General features: G+C 35.3%; 13 protein-coding genes, 5 tRNA genes and 1 pseudogene. 1 reads left to right on the top strand and 18 read right to left on the bottom strand.

What is annotated here, in order from left to right; genetic code table 11:
• Window positions 1–6494: pseudogene (locus tag ACVCZW_RS01445) on the bottom strand (hypothetical protein); the annotation flags it as partial.
• Between the two features lie 607 nt (window positions 6495–7101).
• Between ACVCZW_RS01445 and ACVCZW_RS01450 the strand changes: the two are divergent.
• Window positions 7102–8691, top strand: coding sequence for a peptide chain release factor 3 (locus ACVCZW_RS01450; RefSeq protein ID WP_452227977.1), 1590 nt, complete (start codon window positions 7102–7104; stop codon window positions 8689–8691).
• Between the two features lie 298 nt (window positions 8692–8989).
• Here ACVCZW_RS01450 and ACVCZW_RS01455 read toward each other — a convergent pair whose 3' ends face one another.
• The 17 genes from ACVCZW_RS01455 to ACVCZW_RS01535 all read right to left on the bottom strand — a co-directional run bounded on the left by ACVCZW_RS01455 (window position 8990) and on the right by ACVCZW_RS01535 (window position 23919).
• A complete protein-coding gene (locus tag ACVCZW_RS01455) occupies window positions 8990–9307 on the bottom strand; it encodes a DUF3467 domain-containing protein (protein ID WP_303426250.1) in 318 nt (105 codons plus the stop codon).
• A 193-nt stretch (window positions 9308–9500) separates the two neighbouring features.
• A complete protein-coding gene (gene rpoC, locus ACVCZW_RS01460; RefSeq protein ID WP_452227976.1) occupies window positions 9501–13802 on the bottom strand; it encodes a DNA-directed RNA polymerase subunit beta' in 4302 nt (1433 codons plus the stop codon).
• Between the two features lie 73 nt (window positions 13803–13875).
• Entirely contained in the window at window positions 13876–17688 is a 3813-nt protein-coding gene (gene rpoB / locus ACVCZW_RS01465; protein WP_452227975.1) for a DNA-directed RNA polymerase subunit beta, read from the bottom strand.
• A gap of 124 nt (window positions 17689–17812) precedes the next feature.
• On the bottom strand, window positions 17813–18184 hold the full coding sequence (gene rplL / locus ACVCZW_RS01470; RefSeq protein ID WP_452227974.1) for a 50S ribosomal protein L7/L12: 372 nt from the start codon (window positions 18182–18184) through the stop codon (window positions 17813–17815).
• A 62-nt stretch (window positions 18185–18246) separates the two neighbouring features.
• A complete protein-coding gene (rplJ, locus tag ACVCZW_RS01475) occupies window positions 18247–18768 on the bottom strand; it encodes a 50S ribosomal protein L10 (RefSeq protein WP_452227973.1) in 522 nt (173 codons plus the stop codon).
• A gap of 19 nt (window positions 18769–18787) precedes the next feature.
• Window positions 18788–19477 carry a 50S ribosomal protein L1 gene (rplA, locus tag ACVCZW_RS01480; RefSeq protein WP_452227972.1) on the bottom strand — a complete coding sequence of 230 codons (690 nt, stop codon included), beginning with the start codon at window positions 19475–19477 and terminating at the stop codon, window positions 18788–18790.
• Between the two features lie 19 nt (window positions 19478–19496).
• Complete coding sequence (rplK, locus tag ACVCZW_RS01485; protein WP_452227971.1) at window positions 19497–19934, bottom strand: 50S ribosomal protein L11; 438 nt, start codon at window positions 19932–19934, stop codon at window positions 19497–19499.
• A gap of 69 nt (window positions 19935–20003) precedes the next feature.
• Complete coding sequence (nusG, locus tag ACVCZW_RS01490) at window positions 20004–20558, bottom strand: transcription termination/antitermination protein NusG (RefSeq protein ID WP_055443104.1); 555 nt, start codon at window positions 20556–20558, stop codon at window positions 20004–20006.
• Window positions 20559–20569: 11 nt separating this feature from the next.
• Entirely contained in the window at window positions 20570–20767 is a 198-nt protein-coding gene (secE, locus tag ACVCZW_RS01495; RefSeq protein WP_452227970.1) for a preprotein translocase subunit SecE, read from the bottom strand.
• Window positions 20768–20784: 17 nt separating this feature from the next.
• Window positions 20785–20857: transfer RNA gene (locus ACVCZW_RS01500), tRNA-Trp, on the bottom strand.
• Between the two features lie 62 nt (window positions 20858–20919).
• Complete coding sequence (gene tuf / locus ACVCZW_RS01505; protein WP_452227969.1) at window positions 20920–22107, bottom strand: elongation factor Tu; 1188 nt, start codon at window positions 22105–22107, stop codon at window positions 20920–20922.
• Between the two features lie 64 nt (window positions 22108–22171).
• Window positions 22172–22243: transfer RNA gene (locus ACVCZW_RS01510), tRNA-Thr, on the bottom strand.
• Window positions 22244–22253: 10 nt separating this feature from the next.
• Window positions 22254–22326 (bottom strand) — tRNA-Gly (locus tag ACVCZW_RS01515).
• Between the two features lie 71 nt (window positions 22327–22397).
• Window positions 22398–22479, bottom strand: a tRNA-Tyr gene (locus ACVCZW_RS01520).
• A gap of 33 nt (window positions 22480–22512) precedes the next feature.
• Window positions 22513–22586 (bottom strand) — tRNA-Thr (locus ACVCZW_RS01525).
• A 104-nt stretch (window positions 22587–22690) separates the two neighbouring features.
• Window positions 22691–22993, bottom strand: coding sequence for a ribosome hibernation-promoting factor, HPF/YfiA family (gene hpf / locus ACVCZW_RS01530; protein ID WP_055443102.1), 303 nt, complete (start codon window positions 22991–22993; stop codon window positions 22691–22693).
• A 32-nt stretch (window positions 22994–23025) separates the two neighbouring features.
• Window positions 23026–23919, bottom strand: coding sequence for a tyrosine-type recombinase/integrase (locus ACVCZW_RS01535; protein ID WP_452227968.1), 894 nt, complete (start codon window positions 23917–23919; stop codon window positions 23026–23028).
• Between the last annotated feature and the right edge of the window lie 100 nt (window positions 23920–24019).

The following is a 24019-nucleotide window of genomic DNA, read 5'->3' on the forward strand; positions in this document are numbered from 1 at the left end:
TCGTCTAAGTTACTTACTCCATCTCCATCACAATCTGCAGTTGCCCAGTCACTTGTTGTGTCTGTTAAATCTACATTTGATAATGTTCCTCCGATACAAGGATCCGTATCATTTGGATCCGTATCACTTGTTTCTCCATCACCATCACAATCCGTAATTGCTGTTACAGGTAAAGTAATATCTGCTGCTGTAAATTCACAAGCATCGTTTGGATCGGTGTCGTTTGGTCCTTGAACGCCGTCTCCATCAGGATCCACCTCGTCTAAGTTACTTACTCCGTCACCATCACAATCTGCAGTTACCCAGTCACTTGTTGTGTCTGTTAAATCTACATTTGTTAAATCTCCTCCGATACATGGATCGGTATCATTTGGATCCGTATCACTTGTTTCTCCATCACCATCACAATCTGTGATTGCTGTTACAGGTAAAGTAATATCTGCTGCGGTAAACTCACATGCATCATTTGGATCTGTGTCGTTTGGTCCTTGAACGCCGTCTCCATCAGGATCCACCTCGTCTAAGTTACTTACTCCGTCACCATCACAATCTGCAGTTGCCCAGTCACTTGTTGTGTCTGTTAAATCTACATTGGATAATGTTCCTCCAATACATGGATCCGTATCATTTGGATCCGTATCACTTGTTTCTCCATCGCCATCACAATCTGTAATTGCTGTTACAGGTAAAGTAATATCTGTTGCTGTAAATTCACAAGCATCGTTTGGATCGGTGTCGTTTGGTCCTTGAACGCCGTCTCCATCAGGATCCACCTCGTCTAAGTTACTTACTCCGTCACCATCACAATCTGCAGTTGCCCAGTCACTTGTTGTGTCTGTTAAATCTACATTGGATAATGTTCCTCCGATACAAGGATCGGTATCATTTGGATCCGTATCACTTGTTTCTCCATCGCCATCACAATCTGTGATCGCTGTTACAGGTAATGTAATATCTGTTGCTGTAAATTCACATGCATCATTTGGATCTGTGTCGTTTGGTCCTTGAACGCCGTCTCCATCAGGATCTACTTCGTCTAAGTTACTTACTCCGTCACCATCACAATCTGCAGTTGCCCAGTCACTTGTTGTGTCTGTTAAATCTACATTTGTTAAATCTCCTCCGATACAAGGATCTAAAGGATTAGGATCAGAACTATTTGGTGTTCCATCTCCATCACAATCTTCCGTAGGTATATTTAAACAAGGCACTGTATAACCATCTATTCCTGCATCTACACTACCATTTGTTGTTATCGTTACTGATGTTGGCTCTGATCCTTCTGTTAATGTAGCTCCAACTGGTAAAGTAGTCGTATCTACCACGATATCCACTGTTCCTGCTGGTACTCCTTCTATAGTATACGTTCCATCCGCCGCTGTAGTTGCTGTTGGCTCTCCTGCGTCTAATACACCATCGCCATCTAAATCAGCAAATACAGTTACTGGTGTAGTGAATCCGGTTTCTGTTCCGTTTTGTATTCCATCACCATCTTCATCGTTATATACGGTTCCAGTTACTGTTCCGGCTGTAGTATAACCATCTGTCCCTGCTGTAACTGTTCCACTTACTGGTACCGTTACCTCTGTTGGTTCTGTTCCTTCTGTTAATGTTGCACCTGTTGGTAAAGTAGTTGTATCTACTACGATATCTACTGTCCCTGCTGGTACACCTTCTATAATATAGGTTCCATCCGCTGCTGTAGTTGCTGTTGGCTCGCCTGCGTCTAATACGCCATCGCCATCTAAATCAGCAAATACAGTTACTGGAGAAGTGAATCCGGTTTCTGTTCCATTTTGTGCTCCATCACCATCTTCATCATTATATACTAAACCAGTTACCGTTCCTGTAGTAGTATAACCATCTGTTCCGGCTGCAACTGTTCCACTTACTGGTACGGTTACTTCCGTTGGTTCTGTTCCTTCTGTTAATGTTGCTCCAGTTGGTAAAGTTGATTCATCCACTTGGATATCTACTGTTCCGGCTGGTACACCTTCTATAGTATAAGTTCCATCTGCTGCTGTAGTTGCTGTTGGCTCGCCTGCGTCTAATACGGCATCACCATCTAAATCAGCAAATACGGTTACTGGAGATGTGAATCCGGTTTCTGTTCCATTTTGTGTTCCATCACCATCTTCATCGTTATATACTGTTCCGGTTACGGTTCCAGCTGTAGTATAACCATCGGTTCCTGCTGCAACTGTTCCACTTACTGGTACCGTTACCTCTGTTGGTTCTGTTCCTTCTGTTAAAGTTACACCTGTTGGTAAAGTAGTTGTATCTACTACGATATCTACTGTTCCTGCTGGTACGCCTTCTATAGTATATGTTCCATCCGCTGCTGTAGTTGCTGTTGGCTCTCCTGCGTCTAACACGCCATCGCCATCTAAATCAGCAAATACAGTTACTGGAGAAGTGAATCCGGTTTCTGTTCCATTTTGTGTTCCATCACCATCTTCATCGTTATATACTGTTCCCGTTACTGAACCAGCTGTAGTATAACCATCGGTTCCTGCTGCAACTGTTCCACTTACTGGTACCGTTACGTTAGTTGGTTCTGTTCCTTCCGTTAAGCTTGCACCTGTTGGTAGTGTTGTTTCATCCACTTGGATGTTTACAGATCCTGCTGGTACACCTTCTATAGTATAGGTTCCATCTGCTGCTGTAGTTGCTGTTGGCTCTCCTGCGTCTAATACGCCATCACCATCTAAATCTGCAAATACGGTTACTGGAGATGTGAATCCGGTTTCTGTTCCATTTTGTGTTCCATCACCATCTTCATCGTTATATACGGTTCCGGTTACGGTTCCTGCTGTAGTATAACCATCTGTTCCAGCTGATACAGATCCGCCACCAATTGGTGTAACATTCGTTGGTTCTGTTCCTTCCGTTAAGGTTGCTCCCGTTGGTAAAGTAGTTGTATCCACTACGATATCAACAGCAACACCTGTTGGTAAACCTGTAATAGTATATGTTCCATCTGTTGCCGTGGTTGCTGTTGGCTCTCCTGCGTCTAATACGCCATCGCCATCTAAATCTGCAAATACAGTTACTGGGGAAGTAAATCCTGTTTCTGTTCCGTTTTGTGATCCATCACCATCTTCATCATTATATACCGTTCCTGTTACAGAACCTTCACAACCATTAATACCATCATCTGTTACCGCTAATGCAGTACCTTGTCCACCTGCACCTGCTGTAGAAGGAGCGATACCTGTAGCATTAACGCCTCCGGTTAACATTCCATTGGCATCTACATTAGAAGGTAAAAACGCACCACCACCTTCAATAGCATCCGGACAAGTATCATTATCACTATCTGTATCTAAATGATTTGCAATTCCGTCACCATCAGAATCCAAAGTTGTTGTGTTCATTGGGTTAACAAAATTAGTAACACAATTAAACTCCACGTTATGTTGTCTTCCTGAAGCTGAAGCTCCTGCAACTCTAGCAACAACACCTAATCTAATAGTATAAGAAGATCTACCTGTATGTTGTGTCGCATAATTTACTTGCGGAAAATTGCTAGACACAGATGGGTATTCTGTAATACCAGCAGTACCAACTATAAAATTATCTTCAAATGTCACCAATAATTCTGTATCCTGATTAACCGTATAGCTATTTGCCAATTCCGACCAATTCTGTTCGCCAAATCTTGCCCCACCATCTACGTCGTTAAAATTAACAAAGAATTCAGGAATAATAACATCATTAACACCAACTGTTCCACCTGTTGTTACAAAATCAAATCTATATTCCGTATATGCACGATCTCCAATACTAGTTAAAGCAAAAGCCGATCTTGGCTGAAAAGAGTTAATGTTTACAGAATTATCATCTAAAACAGGAATTGTTGTTCCGTTTAATGCTACAATTGTTACTAAAGCATCAATTCCAGAAGTTACACTAGGAAACCTGAATGTTTCATTTACTAAGAATGTATTTATATTACCATCACCACCTGGCTCTTCAGAATAGGCATTATTAAAATTTAATACTGTAGCAGAAGTACAAGCTGGTTGACCAGGTGAAGTAACTAAACCTTCATCTATATCGGTAATACCATCATTATCATCATCTTCATCACATCCATCAGGATAAGCATCCCCATCATTATTTGCTTTATCATCAAATCCAGGACATAAATCGTTTGCATCAATAGTTCCATCATTATCTGAGTCACATTGACCATTTGAATCTGAAGGTGTTCCATCTATAGAACCTCCTACACCTTGACCTGTATTTTCATCCACATTATTTGGCACACCTGTTACGCTATCAACAGTTCCAGTTAATTGTCCATTGACAACACTACTAGTATTAATATTATCTGCTCCTTCAAGTGCATCCGAACAACCATCACCATCACTATCTAAATCTAAATAATCTGGAGTACCATCGCCATCTGTATCTAAATCTGTACAAGCGAAAAGTATAAATTCAATACCATCTGAAAGCACACCAGAAACACCATCTTGAACAAATTCAATTGTAAAAGTTGACATATTACCATTAACTTGTAATGATCCTGCCGCAGTTCCATCTGAAGAGTTTTGCGTACTTTCAAAAGTATAAGCCCCTGAAAGTTCATTTCCAGAACCACTATCTTTTGCTGTAGTTGCTGTCACAAGAAAATCACTAGTACCAGATAATGCAGTCCAAGTCAAACCATCTTGAAGTGTCATTAAAGCAGAGTTTTCTGTTAAACCATCACTTCCTCCCAATCTATCTAGATGCAATATTGGGTTGGTAACATTAATAGGATCTCCCGCTGCGTCTTCAAAAGAAAAAGTTAAAGTACTTCCCCAACTATATTCTCTTTGCAGAGAGACATCTCCACTTAAATTTTCTGACCAAAAAGATGCTGTATTAAAAGCTCCTACTGAATTTGCCTGAAAACCTGTTGAATTAGTTACTAATCTAGCAACAACTCCGTTTCCATAATCAAAAGTAGCTTCTGACCCACTAACTAAAGTCCATGTTCCAGATTGCACTGGAGAAGTACAAATACCTTCATTAATATCTGTAATACCATCATTATCACTATCTAAATCACAACCATCAGGAACTAAATCCCCATCTATATCTACCGCATCATCTGAACCCTGACAGATATCACTACCATCTAAAACCCCATCATTATCTCTATCACATTGTCCATCTGCATCAAAAGCAGATGCATTTTGAGAAGTCCCCAAATCTTGACCATTATTTACATCCACATTATCAGGTACCCCAGTTGCATTTTCAACTGTTCCATTTAACGAACCATCTGTATTGACTTCCGTTGTTACAATAAAATCACCACCTTCTAAAGCATCTGAGCAACCATCATTATCGGAATCAAAATCAAAATGATTAGGGATTCCATCACCATCAAAATCATACACATCTGGCACGCCATCGGCATTAGAATCTGTATAATCCGTTATACTGCTATCCACTCCAGTTCCATTATCGGTTGTGTCATTCCAGTTTGGAATACCATCTCCATCTTCATCATGACTTGGCATAAAATTCCCTGACTCTTCTGTATCTAAAATACCATCATCATCATCATCTAAATCATCTATATCATCCAATCCGTCTCCATCTTCATCTGGCTGAGACCAAATAAAAACTTTACCATCACCCGGATCACTAGAAGCTGCTGAATATTGAATACTAGTAATAGTTGCTCCCACATCTGCTAATTCGCTTAACAAAAACAAAGCAACACCTGCTGTACCACCATTACTATACACTCTATTAGTTAACCAATAATCAGAATCCGGATTTCTACTTGTACTAGGCTCATTTACGGTTCCGACAGTACCTATATCATTAGAATTAGATCCTGTACCTCCATGTCCCCATTGCACATTGTCTCTATTCACAAAAGTTTCACCTAATGAAACTGTTGTAGTACTACCTAATTCCGTTCCGAAAACTTCAATATGCAAGCAGTTGTTTGCATTCCTTTCTGTAACAGCAATAATAGAACTTGAAGCCGAAACAATTCCAGGAGAATATGTTAATGTATGTCTTATAGTACTTTGGCTTTCTTCTAAAGTAAAATCATCACAAGTATCCGCTCCACTTCCAGCAGAAGCTTCAAAATAGTGGTTTAAATTTGCGTCTTGAAAAGCTGCCAAGGCCACCGCATTCCAGTTAGCATCTGCGCTACCTCCAGCTGTAGAATTCGTATGATCATTTTCTCTTATAAAGTGAGAAGATTGATTACCAGGACCGACCTCTGTTAATTGATAACCATTTGGTAGACTAAACTCACTATATATTTTTGTCCCTATAGTTATACTTTGCAATGTAGCAGGGTCCGTATTTCCTGCCGTAGAGCTTGTGTCTTGCGTGTCACTCCATTGAAAAGAGGCCCCAATTCTAATACTATTTGCATTCGATTGAGCAACAATAGATACAATACTAAATATAGCAAAAACTATAGTTAAATAAATTGATTTTGAATTCGAGAATCGTGTAATGATTTTCATATAATTGTGGTAAAATTGTTTTATACTTATAAAAATTATCTGCAACAATATTTTGCAATGCTAAGCACTACAAAACATTGTTAAACTTGTTTTATGCAAAAAAGCCAATACAAATTTGCATTGGATCTATTAAAAATATTAATACTAATACTACTCATTCTCTTAGGGAAAAATAATGGTTAATTTCTTGTTTTACGGTTTTCCCGTAAACTAATATTCCTACAAAAATATCATTACAATATTTTTAACAAAGGGATTTAATAAAATTATTCACTTAATTCGGCTAAACGCAAATACGCTCGATTAAACGCTAATTGTGTTAATTTATTTAACAAAAATATCTAAAATAAACATCTAATTTATCCTAAACCATCAACTAACTACTGTATTCTCGACCATATGTTCTTCTTTTCCGATGAATCATATTTTTTAGCAAATTTAATGGACATACTACCTAATGGATTACTTCATCTTACTATAATTTACAAAAGACCGAGATATTCTAGACTTAAGTTTTATTATATTCCTAGTTTAAAATATATTATAATTATCGAAATACAATTAAGATAATTCTGTGAATACTTTATATTTGCACAAATTATTTTTTATGAAATTTACAGACGAAATCAAACGAAGAAGAACCTTTGGAATTATCTCTCATCCCGATGCTGGTAAGACCACTTTAACAGAGAAGTTACTATTATTTGGTGGAGCAATTCAAGAAGCTGGAGCTGTAAAAAGTAATAAAATTAAAAAAGGGGCCACGAGTGATTTCATGGAAATAGAAAGACAGCGTGGAATTTCTGTAGCGACTTCTGTATTAGCTTTTGAATATAATGGTATTAAAATAAACATTCTAGATACGCCAGGTCATAAAGATTTTGCGGAAGACACTTTCCGTACTTTAACAGCAGTAGATAGCGTTATAGTAGTAATTGATGTAGCAAAAGGGGTAGAAGAGCAGACTGAAAAATTAGTGGAAGTATGTCGTATGCGTAATATACCTATGATTGTTTTTATTAATAAAATGGATCGTGAAGGTAAAGATGCTTTTGAACTACTTGATGAAATTGAGCAAAAATTAGGATTACGAGTAACCCCTTTAAGTTTTCCTATAGGAATGGGTTATGACTTTAAAGGGATCTATAATATATGGGAGAAGAATATTAATTTATTTAGTGGAGATAGTCGAAAGAATATTGAAGAAACCATTGAGGTATCTGATTTAAACTCTCCTGAATTAAATACTTTAATTGGTGATAAAGCTGCCGAAACACTGCGAGAAGAAATAGAATTAGTAGAAGGTATTTATCCTACTTTTAATAATCAAGAATATTTAGATGGTACATTACAACCTGTATTTTTTGGATCTGCTTTAAATAGTTTTGGAGTACGTGAATTATTAGATTGTTTTGTTGAGATAGCTCCTAAACCAAGAGCGAAACAAAGTGAAGAGCGTCTTGTACAACCCGATGAAGAAAGCTTTACTGGTTTTGTATTTAAAATTCATGCCAATATGGATCCTAACCATAGAAACCGTTTGGCTTTTGTTAAAATAGTTTCAGGAGAGTTTAAAAGAAACACGCAATACTTACATGTAAGACACAATAAAAAAGTCAAATTTTCTAGTCCGAATGCCTTTTTTGCAGAAAAAAAGGAAATTGTAGACATCTCCTATCCTGGTGATATTGTAGGTTTACAGGACACTGGAACTTTTAAAATTGGAGATACATTAACCGAAGGTGAGATACTGAATTATAAAGGTGTACCGAGTTTTTCACCAGAGCATTTTAGATATATCAATAATGCAGATCCGATGAAATCTAAACAATTAAATAAAGGTATAGACCAATTAATGGATGAAGGTGTAGCTCAATTATTTACTTTAGAATTAAACGGAAGAAAGGTTATTGGTACCGTTGGAGCATTACAATATGAAGTAATACAATATAGATTAGAGCATGAATATGGTGCAAAATGTACCTACGAAAATTTAAATGTATTTAAAGCGTGTTGGATTGAAACCGATGATATAAAAAGCGAAGAATACAAAGAATTTTTAAGAGTAAAACAACGCTATTTAGCAAAGGACAAAAGAAATCAATTAGTCTTTTTAGCAGATTCCTCTTTTTCTTTGCAAATGACACAACAAAAATACCCTAGTCTAAAATTTCACTTTGTAAGTGAGTATAAGTAATAAAAAACATTTTAAAGCTATTTAAGAGGCTTTATAAAAACAAACGATTAATATTAAGTAAATATTTATTAACGAAAAAATCACCTATTTAAAACAGGTGATTTTCTTTAAAGTTATAATTTATTTCTATAATAAAAATTAAACTAATAAGAATATATTATACCTTGATGTATTTATCAATAATTGGTTAAGCTTCTCCTGTTAGTCCAAAATTCAATGGAATTGGAGGTTGCTCAAAAAAAACATTTGGAGCACATCCTTAAAAACTAAGATTTAAATTTTTATACTAGATCCACTACTAAGCTTCACCCGTTGGTCCGAAATTCAATGGAATTGGAGGTTGCTCATAATCTTTGATTTCACCATGCATGTTTTCAAATTTAGCTACATTATCACTTAAAGCCTTCATTAAACGCTTTGCATGTTGCGGTGTTAGTATAATTCTAGATTTCACCTTACTTTTTGGTGTTCCAGGCATAATACTAACAAAATCCACTACAAATTCTGAAACAGAATGGTTAATGATTGCTAGATTAGAGTAGGTTCCTTCTGCAACTTTCTCGTCTAATTCAATATTAATTTGCCCTGGTTTTTTCTTATTTTTATCTTCTGCCATTGTAAACTTATTTACGCTTCCGCAAAAGCGAAAGTCTTATTAATAATCATATTTAAAATAAAAAGTCCTGTTTAAAAAAACAGGACTTTTAAATCTATTATTTATAAAATCTCATAAACATTCATGAGATCCCAACCTGTGTTGGGATAAATTCGATTAGCCAACACTTCAAAAAGAAGTGTTGTAATCTCATTTAATTATAATTCACTTCTTGTTTTGCTTGCATCATTTGATCAAACTCTTCTTTAGAACCTACGATAATGTTTTCATAGTTACGCATTCCTGTTCCTGCTGGAATTCTGTGTCCTACAATTACATTCTCTTTAAGTCCTTCTAAAGTATCGATCTTACCAGCTACAGCAGCCTCATTTAATACCTTTGTAGTTTCTTGGAAAGAAGCTGCAGATATAAACGATTTTGTTTGTAGTGATGCTCTTGTAATACCCTGTAAGATAGGTGTAGCAGTTGCAGGCTTAGCATCTCTAGCTTCCACTAACGCTTTATCCTCACGACGTAAAATAGAATTTTCATCTCTTAAATCACGTGCTGTTACAATTTGTCCTTCTTTTAAGGTAGCAGATTCTCCTGCGTTTTCAACTACTTTCATTCCAAAGATATCATCATTTTCAACAATGAAATCTGATTTATGCACTAGTTGATCTTCTAAGAAGATAGTATCACCAGAATCTATGATTCTAACTTTACGCATCATTTGTCTAACAACAACCTCAAAATGCTTATCATTAATTTTTACACCTTGTAAACGATATACTTCTTGTACTTCGTTAACTAAGTATTGTTGCACTGCTGAAGGTCCTTTAATATTAAGGATATCGTTAGGTGTTATAGAACCATCGGATAAAGGCATACCAGCTTTCACGAAATCATTTTCTTGAACAAGAATTTGATTCGATAATTTCACTAGATATTTCTTAATATCTCCAGTTTTAGACTCTATAATAATCTCACGATTACCTCTTTTAATTTTACCGAAAGAAACAACACCATCAATTGCACTTACAACTGCTGGATTAGAAGGGTTACGCGCTTCAAATAATTCTGTTACACGTGGTAAACCTCCTGTAATATCTCCTGCTTTAGAAGACTTACGTGGAATCTTAACTAAAATTTTACCAATCTTAACTTTCTCACCATCATCAATCATAATGTGAGCTCCTACTGGTAAGTTGTAAGAACGAATTGCTTCCCCTTTACTATCCTCAACAATAAGTGTTGGAATAAGCTTTTTGTTTCTAGATTCAGAAATTACTTTCTCTTGGAAACCTGTTTGCTCATCAATTTCAACTTGGTAAGTTATACCTTGCTCAATGTTCTCATAACGTACTTTTCCAGCAAATTCTGAAATAATTACACCATTATATGGATCCCAAGAACAAACTACATCTCCTTTAGATAATTTGTCTCCGTTTTTAACTTGAACAAAAGAACCATAAGGAATATTGTTAGTACTTAAAGTAATACCAGTTTTCTTATCTATTAATTTGATTTCAGAAGTACGAGAAATTACAACATCTACGATGTTACCTTCATTATCTTCTCCTTTAACCGTTTTTAACTCTTCAATTTCTGCAATACCGTCAAACTTAACGGCTAATTTATTTTCTTCAGAAATGTTACCTGCAATACCACCTACGTGGAATGTACGTAAAGTTAACTGTGTACCTGGTTCTCCAATAGATTGTGCTGCCACAACTCCTACTGCTTCACCACGTTGCACCATTTTATTCGTTGCAAGGTTTCTACCATAACATTTAGCGCAAATACCTTTTTTAGCTTCACAACTTAATGGAGAACGAGCATCTACTTTATCCACTGGAGAGTTTTCAATTGCTTTTGCAATATCTTCTGTAATTAACTCATTAGCTCCAACTAATAATTCATCAGTTAATGGATTATATATATCGTTTAATGAAATACGACCTAAGATTCTTTCTTCTAAAGTTTCAACAACTTCATCATTCTTTTTAAGTGGAGAGATTTCTACTCCTCTTAACGTACCACAATCTACAGTGTTTACTATTACATCTTGAGATACATCTACTAGACGACGTGTTAAATAACCTGCATCGGCAGTTTTAAGTGCTGTATCGGCAAGACCTTTACGTGCACCGTGAGTAGAAATAAAGTACTCTAAAATAGAAAGCCCTTCCTTAAAGTTAGAAAGAATTGGATTTTCAATAATAGATCCACCTCCTGCAGTCGATTTTTTAGGCTTCGCCATTAATCCACGCATTCCTGTTAACTGGCGAATCTGTTCTTTAGATCCACGAGCACCAGAATCAAGCATCATATACACCGAGTTGAAACCTTGTTGATCTTCACGAATACGTTTCATTGACAATTCTGTCAATTCTGCATTTGTAGAAGTCCAGATATCAATAACTTGGTTATAACGCTCATTATTTGTTATAAGTCCCATGTTATAGTTACCCATAATACCGTCCACTTTTACGTTTGCAGCATCAATCATAGATTGTTTTTCTGGTGGAATAATAATATCCCCTAAACTGAAGGATAAACCACCTTTAAATGCGTAGTAATATCCTAAGTTTTTAATTTCATCTAAGAAATCCGCTGTTTCTGGTACCGATGTTACTTTTAAAATATCACCAATAATATTTCTTAGTGATTTTTTAGTTAATACATCATTGATATACCCTGCTGCTGCTGGCACTTTTTTATTAAAGATTACACGACCAACAGTAGTTTCAATAATTTGAGGAACTAATTCTCCTGCTTCATTGAAATCGATTGCTCTTACTTTAATTCCCGCATTTAAATCCACACGTTTCTCATTGTAGGCAATAGTTACTTCTTCATCCGAATAAAAAGTTAAACCTTCTCCTTTAATTTTAACATCTTTAGTAGAAGTTCTTAGCTTGGTCATATAATATAGACCAAGTACCATATCTTGTGAAGGTACTGTTACTGGCGAACCATTTGCAGGATTTAGGATATTATGAGATGCCAACATTAATAATTGACATTCTAAAATAGCTTCTGGTCCTAATGGTAAATGCACAGCCATTTGATCTCCATCAAAATCGGCATTAAATGCAGTAGTTACTAATGGGTGTAATTGAATTGCTTTTCCTTCAATTAATTTTGGTTGAAAAGCTTGAATACCTAGTCTGTGTAATGTAGGAGCACGATTTAAAAGCACTGGATGTCCTTTTAAAACATTTTCTAAAATATCCCAAACTACAGGTTCTCTTTTATCTATAATTTTCTTTGCAGATTTTACAGTTTTTACAATTCCTCTTTCAATTAGTTTTCTAATTACAAAAGGTTTGTAAAGTTCTGCTGCCATATTTTTAGGCAATCCACATTCAAATAATCTTAATTCTGGTCCTACAACAATTACAGAACGTGCAGAATAATCAACACGCTTACCAAGTAAGTTTTGACGGAAACGTCCTTGTTTACCTTTAAGTGAATCTGATAATGATTTTAATGGTCTATTCGAGTCTGTTTTTACAGCAGATGATTTACGTGTGTTATCTAATAAAGAATCTACAGATTCTTGTAACATACGTTTTTCATTACGTAAAATAACTTCTGGTGCTTTTATTTCAACTAATCTTTTAAGACGGTTGTTTCTAATAATTACACGACGATATAAATCATTTAAATCTGAAGTTGCAAAACGTCCACCATCTAAAGGCACTAATGGTCTTAATTCTGGTGGGATAATTGGTACTACTTTCAAGATCATCCATTCTGGACGATTCTCTCTATTTTCGTTAGAGTCTTTTAGAGCCTCTACAACTTGTAAACGTTTTAAAGCTTCCGTTTTACGTTGTTTAGACGTTTCGGTATTTGCTTTATGACGCAACTCATAAGAAAGTGTTTCTAAATTTATTCTAGCCAATAAGTCGATCAAACATTCAGCTCCCATTTTTGCAAGGAACTTGTTTGGATCTGTATCATCTAGATATTGGTTTTCTTGCGGAAGTGTTTCTAGAATATTTAAATATTCTTCTTCGGTTAAGAAATCCATTTTTTGTAATGGTTCTCCTTCGGCATTTTTAGCAATACCTGGTTGAATTACTACGTAACGTTCGTAGTAGATTATCATATCAAGCTTCTTTGAAGGAAGTCCTAATAAATAACCAATTTTGTTTGGTAAAGAACGGAAATACCAAATATGTGCAACAGGAACCACTAAATTAATGTGTCCTACTCTATCACGACGTACTTTCTTTTCTGTTACTTCTACACCACAACGATCACATACAATACCTTTATATCTAATACGTTTATATTTACCACAAGCACATTCATAATCCTTTACAGGACCAAAAATACGCTCACAGAATAAACCGTCACGTTCTGGTTTATGTGTACGATAATTGATAGTTTCTGGTTTTAAAACTTCCCCTCTAGATTCTGCTAAAATAGATTCTGGTGATGCTAAACCAATGGAGATTTTATTAAATCTCTTTACCGTGTTCTTATCTTGTTTTCTTGCCATGTTTTTTAAGTCTTCAGTTATCAGCCTTCAGTATACAGCGCTTGCTATATACTGTTGACCGACTACTATTTTTTTACTCCTCTAATCTGATGTCTAATCCTAAACCTTTCAATTCATGCATTAATACATTAAATGATTCTGGTAATCCCGGATCTGGCATTGGTTCCCCTTTAACAATACTTTCGTATGTTTTAGCTCTACCAATTACATCATCAGATTTAACTGTCAATATTTCTCGTAATGTTGCTGATGCACCATATGCTTCAAGTGCCCAAACTTCCATTTCACCAAAACGTTGTCCACCAAATTGTGCTTTACCACCAAGAGGTTGTTGTGTAATAAGTGAGTATGGTCCTATAGAACGCGCGTGCATTTTATCGTCAACCATATGTCCTAGTTTCAACATATAGATAACTCCAACCGTTGCTGGCTGATCAAAACGATCTCCTGTACCACCATCATAAAGATAGGTATGTCCAAATCTTGGAATTCCAGCTTCATCTGTAAATTCGTTAATTTGATCTAGAGTTGCACCATCAAAAATAGGCGTAGCATATGTACGATTTAATTTTTGTCCGGCCCAACCTAATACGGTTTCATAAATTTGACCAATATTCATACGAGAAGGTACACCAAGTGGATTTAATACAATATCAACTGGAGTTCCATCTTCTAAGAAAGGCATATCTTCTTGACGTACAATACGTGCAACAATACCTTTGTTACCATGTCGTCCTGCCATTTTATCACCAACTTTAAGCTTACGCTTTTTAGCAATATAAACTTTTGCTAATTTGATGATTCCTGCTGGTAATTCATCACCAACAGAAATAGTGAACTTCTCACGTCTTAAAGAACCTTGTAAATCATTTTCTTTAATTTTGTAGTTATGAATTAAATCTGCAACTAACGTGTTGGTCTTGTCATCTGTTGTCCAAGTACCTGACGTTAAGTGTGTATAATCATCTACAGCATTTAACATTTTAAGTGTAAATTTCTTTCCTTTAGGAAGTACTTCTTCACCTAAATCATTAAAGATACCTTGTGCAGTTTTACCATTAACAAGTGTAAATAACTTATCTACTAAAACAGCTTGCAAATCGTCAAACTTCGTATAATATAAAGCTTCTAATTGCGCTATATCTTCTTTATCTTGCGCACGTTTACGTTTATCTTTAACTGCTCTTGAAAATAACTTCTTGTTAATTACCACACCATGTAATGAAGGTGAAGCTTTTAAAGAAGCATCTTTTACATCTCCGGCTTTATCCCCAAAGATTGCACGTAATAATTTTTCTTCTGGAGTAGGATCTGATTCCCCTTTTGGTGTAATTTTTCCGATAAGGATATCACCAGGTTTTACTTCTGCTCCAACACGAATCATTCCGTTTTCATCCAAATCTTTTGTCGCTTCTTCAGAAACATTAGGAATATCATTAGTTAACTCTTCGTTACCTAATTTGGTATCTCTAACTTCTAAAGAATACTCATCTATATGAATAGATGTAAAGATATCTTCACGTACTACTTTTTCAGAAATTACAATTGCATCCTCAAAGTTATACCCTTTCCAAGGCATAAAGGCTACTTTCATATTTCTACCTAAAGCTAGCTCTCCTTTTTGAGTTGCATAACCTTCCGATAAAACTTGTCCTTTAACAACATGATCTCCTTTTTTAACAATAGGTTTCAAGTTGATAGAAGTACCTTGATTGGTTTTTCTAAATTTAGTTAGCGGATATGTTTTTGTATCGGAATCGAAACTAACTTTAGCTTCATCATCTGTACGGTCGTATTTTATTGTAATTTCTAATGAATCTACATACTGTACAACACCATTTCTCTCTGCATTAATAAGTACACGAGAATCTGAAGCCACTTGACGTTCTAAACCAGTTCCTACAATAGGAGCTTGCGGACGTAATAATGGTACAGCTTGACGCATCATGTTAGATCCCATTAGGGCTCTATTCGCATCATCATGCTCTAAGAAAGGAATTAATGAAGCTGAAATAGATGATATTTGATTCGGTGCAACATCTGTATAATGTAAATCTTTAGGATCAATTACCGGGAAGTCACCTTCCATTCTAGCAATTACCTTATCATGTAAGATTTTACCATCTGCATCTACTTTTACAGTTGCTTGTGCGATTAATTTATCTTCTTCCTCTTCTGCACTTAAGTATATAGGTTCGCTTTTAATATCTACTACACCATCTGTAACTTTTCTATACGGCGTTTCAATGAATCCCATAGAATTCACTTTAGCAAATACAGAAAGTGACGAGATAAGACCAATATTTGGTCCCTCTGGTGTTTCAATAGGACAAAGTCTTCCGTAGTGTGTATAGTGAACATCACGTACTTCGAAACCTGCTCTTTCACGAGATAAACCTCCTGGTCCTAATGCCGAAAGACGACGCTTATGCGTAATCTCTGCAAGAGGATTGGTTTGATCCATAAATTGCGATAACTGATTGGTACCAAAGAAAGAATTAATTACAGAAGATAATGTCTTCGCATTAATTAAATCAATAGGTGTAAATACTTCGTTATCACGAACATTCATACGCTCACGAATAGTTCGTGCCATACGTGCTAAACCAACACCAAATTGTTGTGATAATTGCTCACCAACGGTACGTACACGACGGTTAGATAAGTGATCAATATCATCAATCTCTGCTTTAGAATTGATTAGCTCAATTAAATATTTTATAATAGTTATGATATCTTCTTTGGTAAGCACTTGCTTATCCATACCGATATCTAACTGTAATTTCTTGTTCATTCTGTAACGACCCACTTCTCCTAAAGAGTAACGTTGATCACTAAAGAATAATTTATCTATAATACCACGTGCAGTCTCTTCATCTGGCGGCTCTGCATTACGTAGTTGTCTATAAATATGTTCTACAGCTTCTTTTTCAGAGTTTGTAGGATCTTTTTGAAGTGTATTATGAATAATAGCATAATCTCCTTGTTCTGCGCTTTCTTTATGTAAAAGAATTGCTTTTACATTCGCATCAAGAATTTCTTCAATATTATCTTTATCTAAAACAGTATCCCGATCTAAAACGATTTCATTACGTTCAATCGATACTACTTCTCCTGTATCTTCATCTACGAAATCTTCATGCCATGTATTAAGAACACGTGCAGCAAGTTTACGTCCTAAGATTTTCTTAAGACCTGATTTTGAAACTTTAACTTCTTCAGCTAAATCAAAGATCTCTAAGATATCTTTATCACGTTCAAAACCAATTGCTCTAAATAAAGTAGTTACAGGTAATTTTTTCTTTCTATCAATGTATGCATACATTACAGAGTTGATGTCGGTAGCGAACTCTATCCAAGAACCTTTAAATGGAATTACTCTTGCAGAATATAATTTAGTTCCATTTGCGTGGAAGGATTGTCCAAAGAACACACCTGGTGAACGGTGTAATTGAGAAACTACAACACGTTCTGCACCGTTGATACAAAAAGTACCAGAAGGTGTCATGTAAGGAATAGTACCTAAGTATACATCTTGAACAATAGTCTCGAAATCCTCATGTTCAGGGTCTGTACAATATAACTTTAACCTTGCTTTTAATGGCACACTATATGTAAGTCCTCTTTCGATACATTCTTCTATAGAGTATCTAGGTGGATCAATAAAGTAATCTAAAAATTCTAATACAAATTGATTACGTGTGTCTGTTATTGGGAAGTTTTCTAGAAAGGTATTGTATAAGCCTTCATCTCCTCTTTCTTCAGATTTAGTTTCTAACTGGAAAAAATCCTGAAAGGATTTTATTTGAATATCCATAAAATCAGGATACTCCGTTCTATTTACAATAGACGAGAAATTTAATCTTTCAGCTTGTTTTGCTAACATCAATGGACGGAATTTTGATTAAAAAAAATATAAAGCGTATACGTCATATTTATATACGCAAAATGGTCTAGGTCTTAGAACGCATGTTCTAGACCTAAACCTTTATGTTGTTTGCTTGTTAAACTTACTTAAGCTCAACCTCTGCTCCAGCTTCCTCTAAAGAAGATTTTAAGCCTTCAGCTTCATCTTTAGAAACACCTTCTTTGATTGCACTTGGTGCATCATCCACTAAACCTTTAGCTTCTTTTAAACCTAAACCAGTTAATTCCTTAACTAATTTTACTACTGCTAATTTAGAACCACCAGCGGCTTTTAATATTACATCGAATTCAGTTTGAGCTTCAACAGCTTCTCCACCAGCAGGTCCAGCAGCAACTGCTACAGCAGCAGCAGCAGGCTCAATACCGTACTCATCTTTTAATATAGTTGCTAATTCATTAACTTCTTTTACAGTTAAGTTAACTAATTGTTCTGCGAAATCTTTTAAATCTGCCATTTTTTCTATCGTTTTAATAATGTTGTAATAATATATTTGTAATTAAGTGCGTACTTCTTTAATTATCCCTCTTTTTGAGATAATGTTTTTAAGATACCTGAAAGTGTTTGTCCACTCGATTGAAGCGCTGAAATAACGTTTTTAGCTGGAGATTGTAATAATCCAATGATGTCTCCAATTAACTCTTCTTTCGACTTGATGTCTACTAACATATCTAATTGCTCATCACCAATGTAAATAGCTTCTTCAATAAAAGCACCTTTTAATAAAGGCTTATCTGTTTTCTTTCTGAAAGCTTTAATTACTTTAGCTGGAGCGTTTCCAGTTTCAGAATACATCACGGATGTATTTCCTTTTAAAACTGTAGGAAGGTCACCAAATTCTCTATCTGATGCTTCCATTGCTTTTTCAAGTAATGAGTTCTTAACAACTGCTAATTGTACGTTTGCTTTAAAACAAGCACGACGTAAATTTGATGTTGCAACTGCATTTAATCCAGAAATATCTGCTAAATAGATATTTGCGTTATCAGCTAATTGTGCAGTTAAGTCTTTAATTACTTGTGATTTCTCTTCTCTTGTCATAATAAAAGTTTTTAACTAATTAACCAATTTTTGGATCTACAGCAATACTAGGGCTCATAGTAGAAGACATAAAAATGCTTTTTACATAAACACCTTTTGATGCAGTTGGTTTAAGTTTCATTAATGTTTGTAATAATTCATTTGCATTATCCTCAATTTTATCAGCACTAAAAGATGCTTTTCCAATTGCAGCGTGTACAATACCAGTTTTATCTACTTTAAAGTCAATTTTACCAGCTTTTACTTCTGTAACGGCTTTTGCAATATCCATTGTTACTGTACCTGTTTTTGGGTTAGGCATTAAACCACGAGGACCTAATACACGTCCTAAAGGACCTAACTTACCCATAACACTAGGCATAGTAATAATAACGTCAACGTCTGTCCAACCACTCTTAATTTTATCAAGGTACTCATCTAAACCAACGTAATCTGCTCCAGCTTCTTTAGCTTCTGCTTCTTTATCTGGAGTTACTAATGCTAAAACTTTCACGTCTTTACCTGTACCATGTGGAAGAGATACTACACCTCTCACCATTTGATTAGCTTTTCTAGGATCTACTCCTAAACGAACTGCTAAATCTACAGATGCGTCAAACTTTGCATTAGAAATTTCTTTAATTAATGCAGATGCTTCAGTAACAGAATAAATTCTTCCTTTTTCTATTTTTGCTAAAGCCTCTTTTTTCTTTTTTGTTAATCTTGCCATTTTAAATTTCTTTTATAGATTAATTTGGCGCGTTTCCAGTCACGGTTATACCCATTGACCTTGCGGTTCCAGCTACCATCTTCATTGCAGATTCAATTGTAAATGCATTTAAATCTACCATTTTGTCTTCTGCGATAGTTTTCACTTGATCCCAAGAAACTTTAGCTACTTTTTTTCGGTTTGGTTCTCCTGAACCCTTCTTGATCTTTGCCGCTTCTAATAATTGTATTGCAGCTGGTGGTGTTTTGATTACAAATTCAAATGATTTGTCTTTGTAAACAGAAATTACCACAGGTAAAACTTTACCTGGTTTATCTTGTGTTCTAGCATTAAACTGCTTACAGAACTCCATGATATTAACCCCAGCAGCTCCTAGAGCGGGTCCAACCGGTGGCGACGGATTCGCTGCACCTCCCCTTACTTGTAACTTAACTACTTTGTCTAACTCTTTTGCCATTTTAAATAATTTAGTCGATTTTTTCTTTTATTGGAAGCAAAAGAAAAATCTATCTTTATGTAACAATTATTATACTTTTTCTACTTGCATATAACTTAGTTCTAATGGTGTTTTTCTTCCAAAAATTTTCACCATTACTTCCAGCTTACGCTTTTCTTCATTTATCTTCTCAATACTTCCGTCAAATCCATTAAAAGGACCATCTATCACTTTTACGGTTTCACCTATAGTGAACGGTATAGCAACATTAACATCGGTATCTACTTCTAGTTCATCTACCTTACCTAACATTCTGTTTACTTCAGATTGTCTTAAAGGCACAGGCTCTCCTCCTTTTGTTTCCCCTAAAAAACCAATAACGTTAGTTACGGATTTTATAATGTGAGGTATCTCTCCACTTAAATTAGCCTGAACCATAATATAACCAGGAAAGTAAACTTTTTCTTTACTTACCTTTTTACCATTACGTATTTGAATTACTTTTTCGGTAGGAACTAGTACTTGATCTACATAATCTTGCAAACCTAATCGAGCTATTTCATTCTCGATATATGCTTTGATTTTGTTTTCTTGACCACTTACTGCTCTAACAACGTACCATTTCTTCTCAATTCCTTCAGACATAAATCTTAAAATTATCCGTTTATTACATTAAAATAATACCCAATAACTTTACTAAAAACTGTATCAACTCCCCAAATTGCTAATGAGAAAATAATAGAAAACACAGCTACTAGAATAGTTAAACTTTGTGTTTCTGCCCATGTAGGCCAGCTCACATTGTTTTTTAATTCTTCAAATGATTCTTTTATATAATTTACAATTCCTGCCATTATAATATTTGTATTTGCACGGGTTGAGAGACTCGAACTCCCGACACCTGGTTTTGGAGACCAGTGCTCTACCAACTGAGCTAAACCCGTAAATATAAGTGAAGGCGTTCCGAAAAACGGAACACCTTTACCTATTATTTATAAACTTTTAATTAGTCTAAAATCTCAGTTACCTGACCAGCTCCAACTGTTCTTCCTCCTTCACGTATAGCGAAACGAAGACCAACATTCATTGCAATTGGTTGGATTAACTCAACATGAATTGTTAAGTTATCTCCAGGCATTACCATTTCAACTCCATCAGGAAGCGCAATGTTTCCAGTTACATCCGTTGTACGAACGTAAAATTGAGGGCGGTAATTTGTATGGAATGGAGTATGACGTCCACCTTCTTCTTTCTTAAGGATATAAACCTCTGCTTTAAATTTAGCATGAGGAGTTACAGAACCTGGCTTACAGATTACCATACCTCTAGAAATCATTGATTTCTCTATACCTCTTAATAAAATACCTGCATTATCTCCAGCTTCACCTCTATCAAGGATTTGACGGAACATTTCAATACCTGTTACAGTAGATGTTAACTTTTCAGCTCCCATTCCAATAATTTCTACAGGATCTCCAGTATTTGCTACACCAGTCTCAATACGACCAGTTGCTACAGTACCACGACCAGTAATTGAAAATACATCTTCAATAGGCATTAAGAAATCTTTATCAATCTCTCTTAATGGCTCTTCGATCCAAGCATCAACAGCTTGCATTAATTCTAATACAGAATCAACCCATTTTTGTTCCCCATTAAGTGCTCCTAAAGCAGAACCTGCAATTACAGGACCATTATCACCATCATATTCGTAGAAAGATAATAAGTCTCTGATTTCCATGTCTACTAATTCTAGTAACTCTTCATCATCAACCATATCCACTTTATTCATGAATACAACCATACGAGGAATTCCTACCTGACGACCTAATAAGATATGCTCACGTGTTTGTGGCATTGGACCATCAGTTGCAGCTACTACTAAAATAGCTCCATCCATTTGTGCTGCACCTGTAACCATGTTCTTCACATAATCGGCGTGACCTGGACAGTCAACGTGCGCATAGTGACGATTCTCTGTTGCATATTCTACGTGAGAAGTATTAATTGTTATACCTCTTTCTTTTTCTTCAGGTGCGTTATCAATTTGATCAAATGATCTTGCTTCTGAAAAACCTGCATCAGCTAATACTTTAGTAATAGCAGCAGTTAAAGTTGTTTTACCGTGATCTACGTGTCCAATAGTACCAATATTTAAATGTGGTTTTGAACGATCGAAAGTTGCCTTTGCCATGTTTAATTTATTTTAATCTTATTTATATTATTGTTCAATTTATTCTATACTATACTTTAAAAAGAGCCAATGACGGGAATTGAACCCGTGGCCTCTTCCTTACCAAGGAAACGCTCTACCCCTGAGCTACACCGGCTAAATATTAGAGCGAGAGACCGGGTTCGAACCGGCGACATTCAGCTTGGAAGGCTGACGCTCTACCAACTGAGCTACTCTCGCAATTATTTATAATCCTTAATATTTACAACCTTCATTTTAAAACCGCTTTACTGGTATCGCAATTAAAAAAGTGGGGAGAGTAGGATTCGAACCTACGAAGTTAAAAACAACAGAGTTACAGTCTGTCCTCGTTGGCCGCTTGAGTATCTCCCCAATTATAAATATTTCACTCTGTTAAAGAACTTGAGCCGATGGAGGGACTCGAACCCACGACCTGCTGATTACAAATCAGCTGCTCTAGCCAGCTGAGCTACATCGGCTTTTTTTTTAATGCCTTTTAGCTATAAAAAAAGCCCGCTATTTCTAACGGACTGCAAATGTATATATTTATTTAATTATTCAAAACATTTTTTCAATATTTTTTTCATAAATGTGCTCTTAATTTCTCTTTTCGCTTTTTTAGCTGTCTTTCAAGGGACGCAATTGCCACATCTGTACCCTCTTCGAAAGATTTACATTGTTTTTTCACAACAAAACTATCTCCTGGCACACTTACTCGTGCTTCAAAAATCTTATTTTCTTTATCGCTGGTGTTATCTAATTTTAAAAAAACGTCTGCTTTTATTATCTTATCATAAAAGGTATCTAACTTATCCATACGTTTTTGAACAAAGTCTAATAGTTTTTGGTCTGCATTAAAGTTGACGGATTGCGTGTTTACTTTCATACTTCTAATTTATTATAGGTTAAACAATTATGCTATTTTTTTTTACTTCGTGGATGTGCGTTTAGGTACACTTTTTTTAATTCTGCTATACTGTTATGTGTATAAACTTGCGTTGCAGCTAAACTAGAATGCCCAAGTAATTCTTTAACAGCATTTAGGTCTGCACCTTGATTTAGTAAATGAGTTGCAAAGGAATGTCTTAATATATGCGGACTCTTTTTTACTTTAGTAGATGCTAAACTAAAATACTCATTTATTATACGGTACACAAGTGTTTCGTAAATTTTAACTCCTTTTTGTGTTAAAAACAAATGGTCTTTATCTTTTAGTACTTCTAGTTGATTTCTTACTTCTAAATATTTTTTTATGGTTTGTATAACGGATTCCAACAGAGGCACAAATCTTTCTTTATTACGCTTACCAAGCACTTTTAATGTTCTATTAGAAACATCAACATCCCCTAACTGCAACTGTACTAATTCTATACGTCTAATTCCTGTGGAATAAAACAGTTCTATTATTAGCTTATCTCTAAGCCCTTTAAAGTCTTCTTGAAAATTAAGTTCATCTAAAACAATTGCTACTTCTGCTTCTGAAAACGGTATTTGTATTTTCTTGCTTGTTTTTAATGCTTTGTGTTTTGCGAGTGGATTTATTTCTATTTCCCCAATTTTAAGAAGGAATTTATAGTAGGAATTTAATGCGGAAACTTTTCTATTGATACTTCTGTTTGAAATCTCTCCTTCCACCATAGAGACTATCCAACTTCTTATTTGTGAATAGTTTGCGTCTTCTATACTTTCTTGATCAAATTGCGCCGCATTAAACGTTAAGAAGTTTGACAAATCATTTTCATAGGCTTTAACGGTTAGCTTAGAATAATTTTTTTCTAATAAAAGATAATCTATGAAGGCTTGAAATGGCATTATTGCAGTTAATAGTTAATAGTTAATAGTTAATAGTTAAATGTACTAAAGTTTTATCTGAAATAATTTTTAAAGCAAAAAAAATCCCACTAGCTTTAAA

The sequence above is a fragment of the Lacinutrix sp. MEBiC02595 genome (assembly GCF_053601555.1).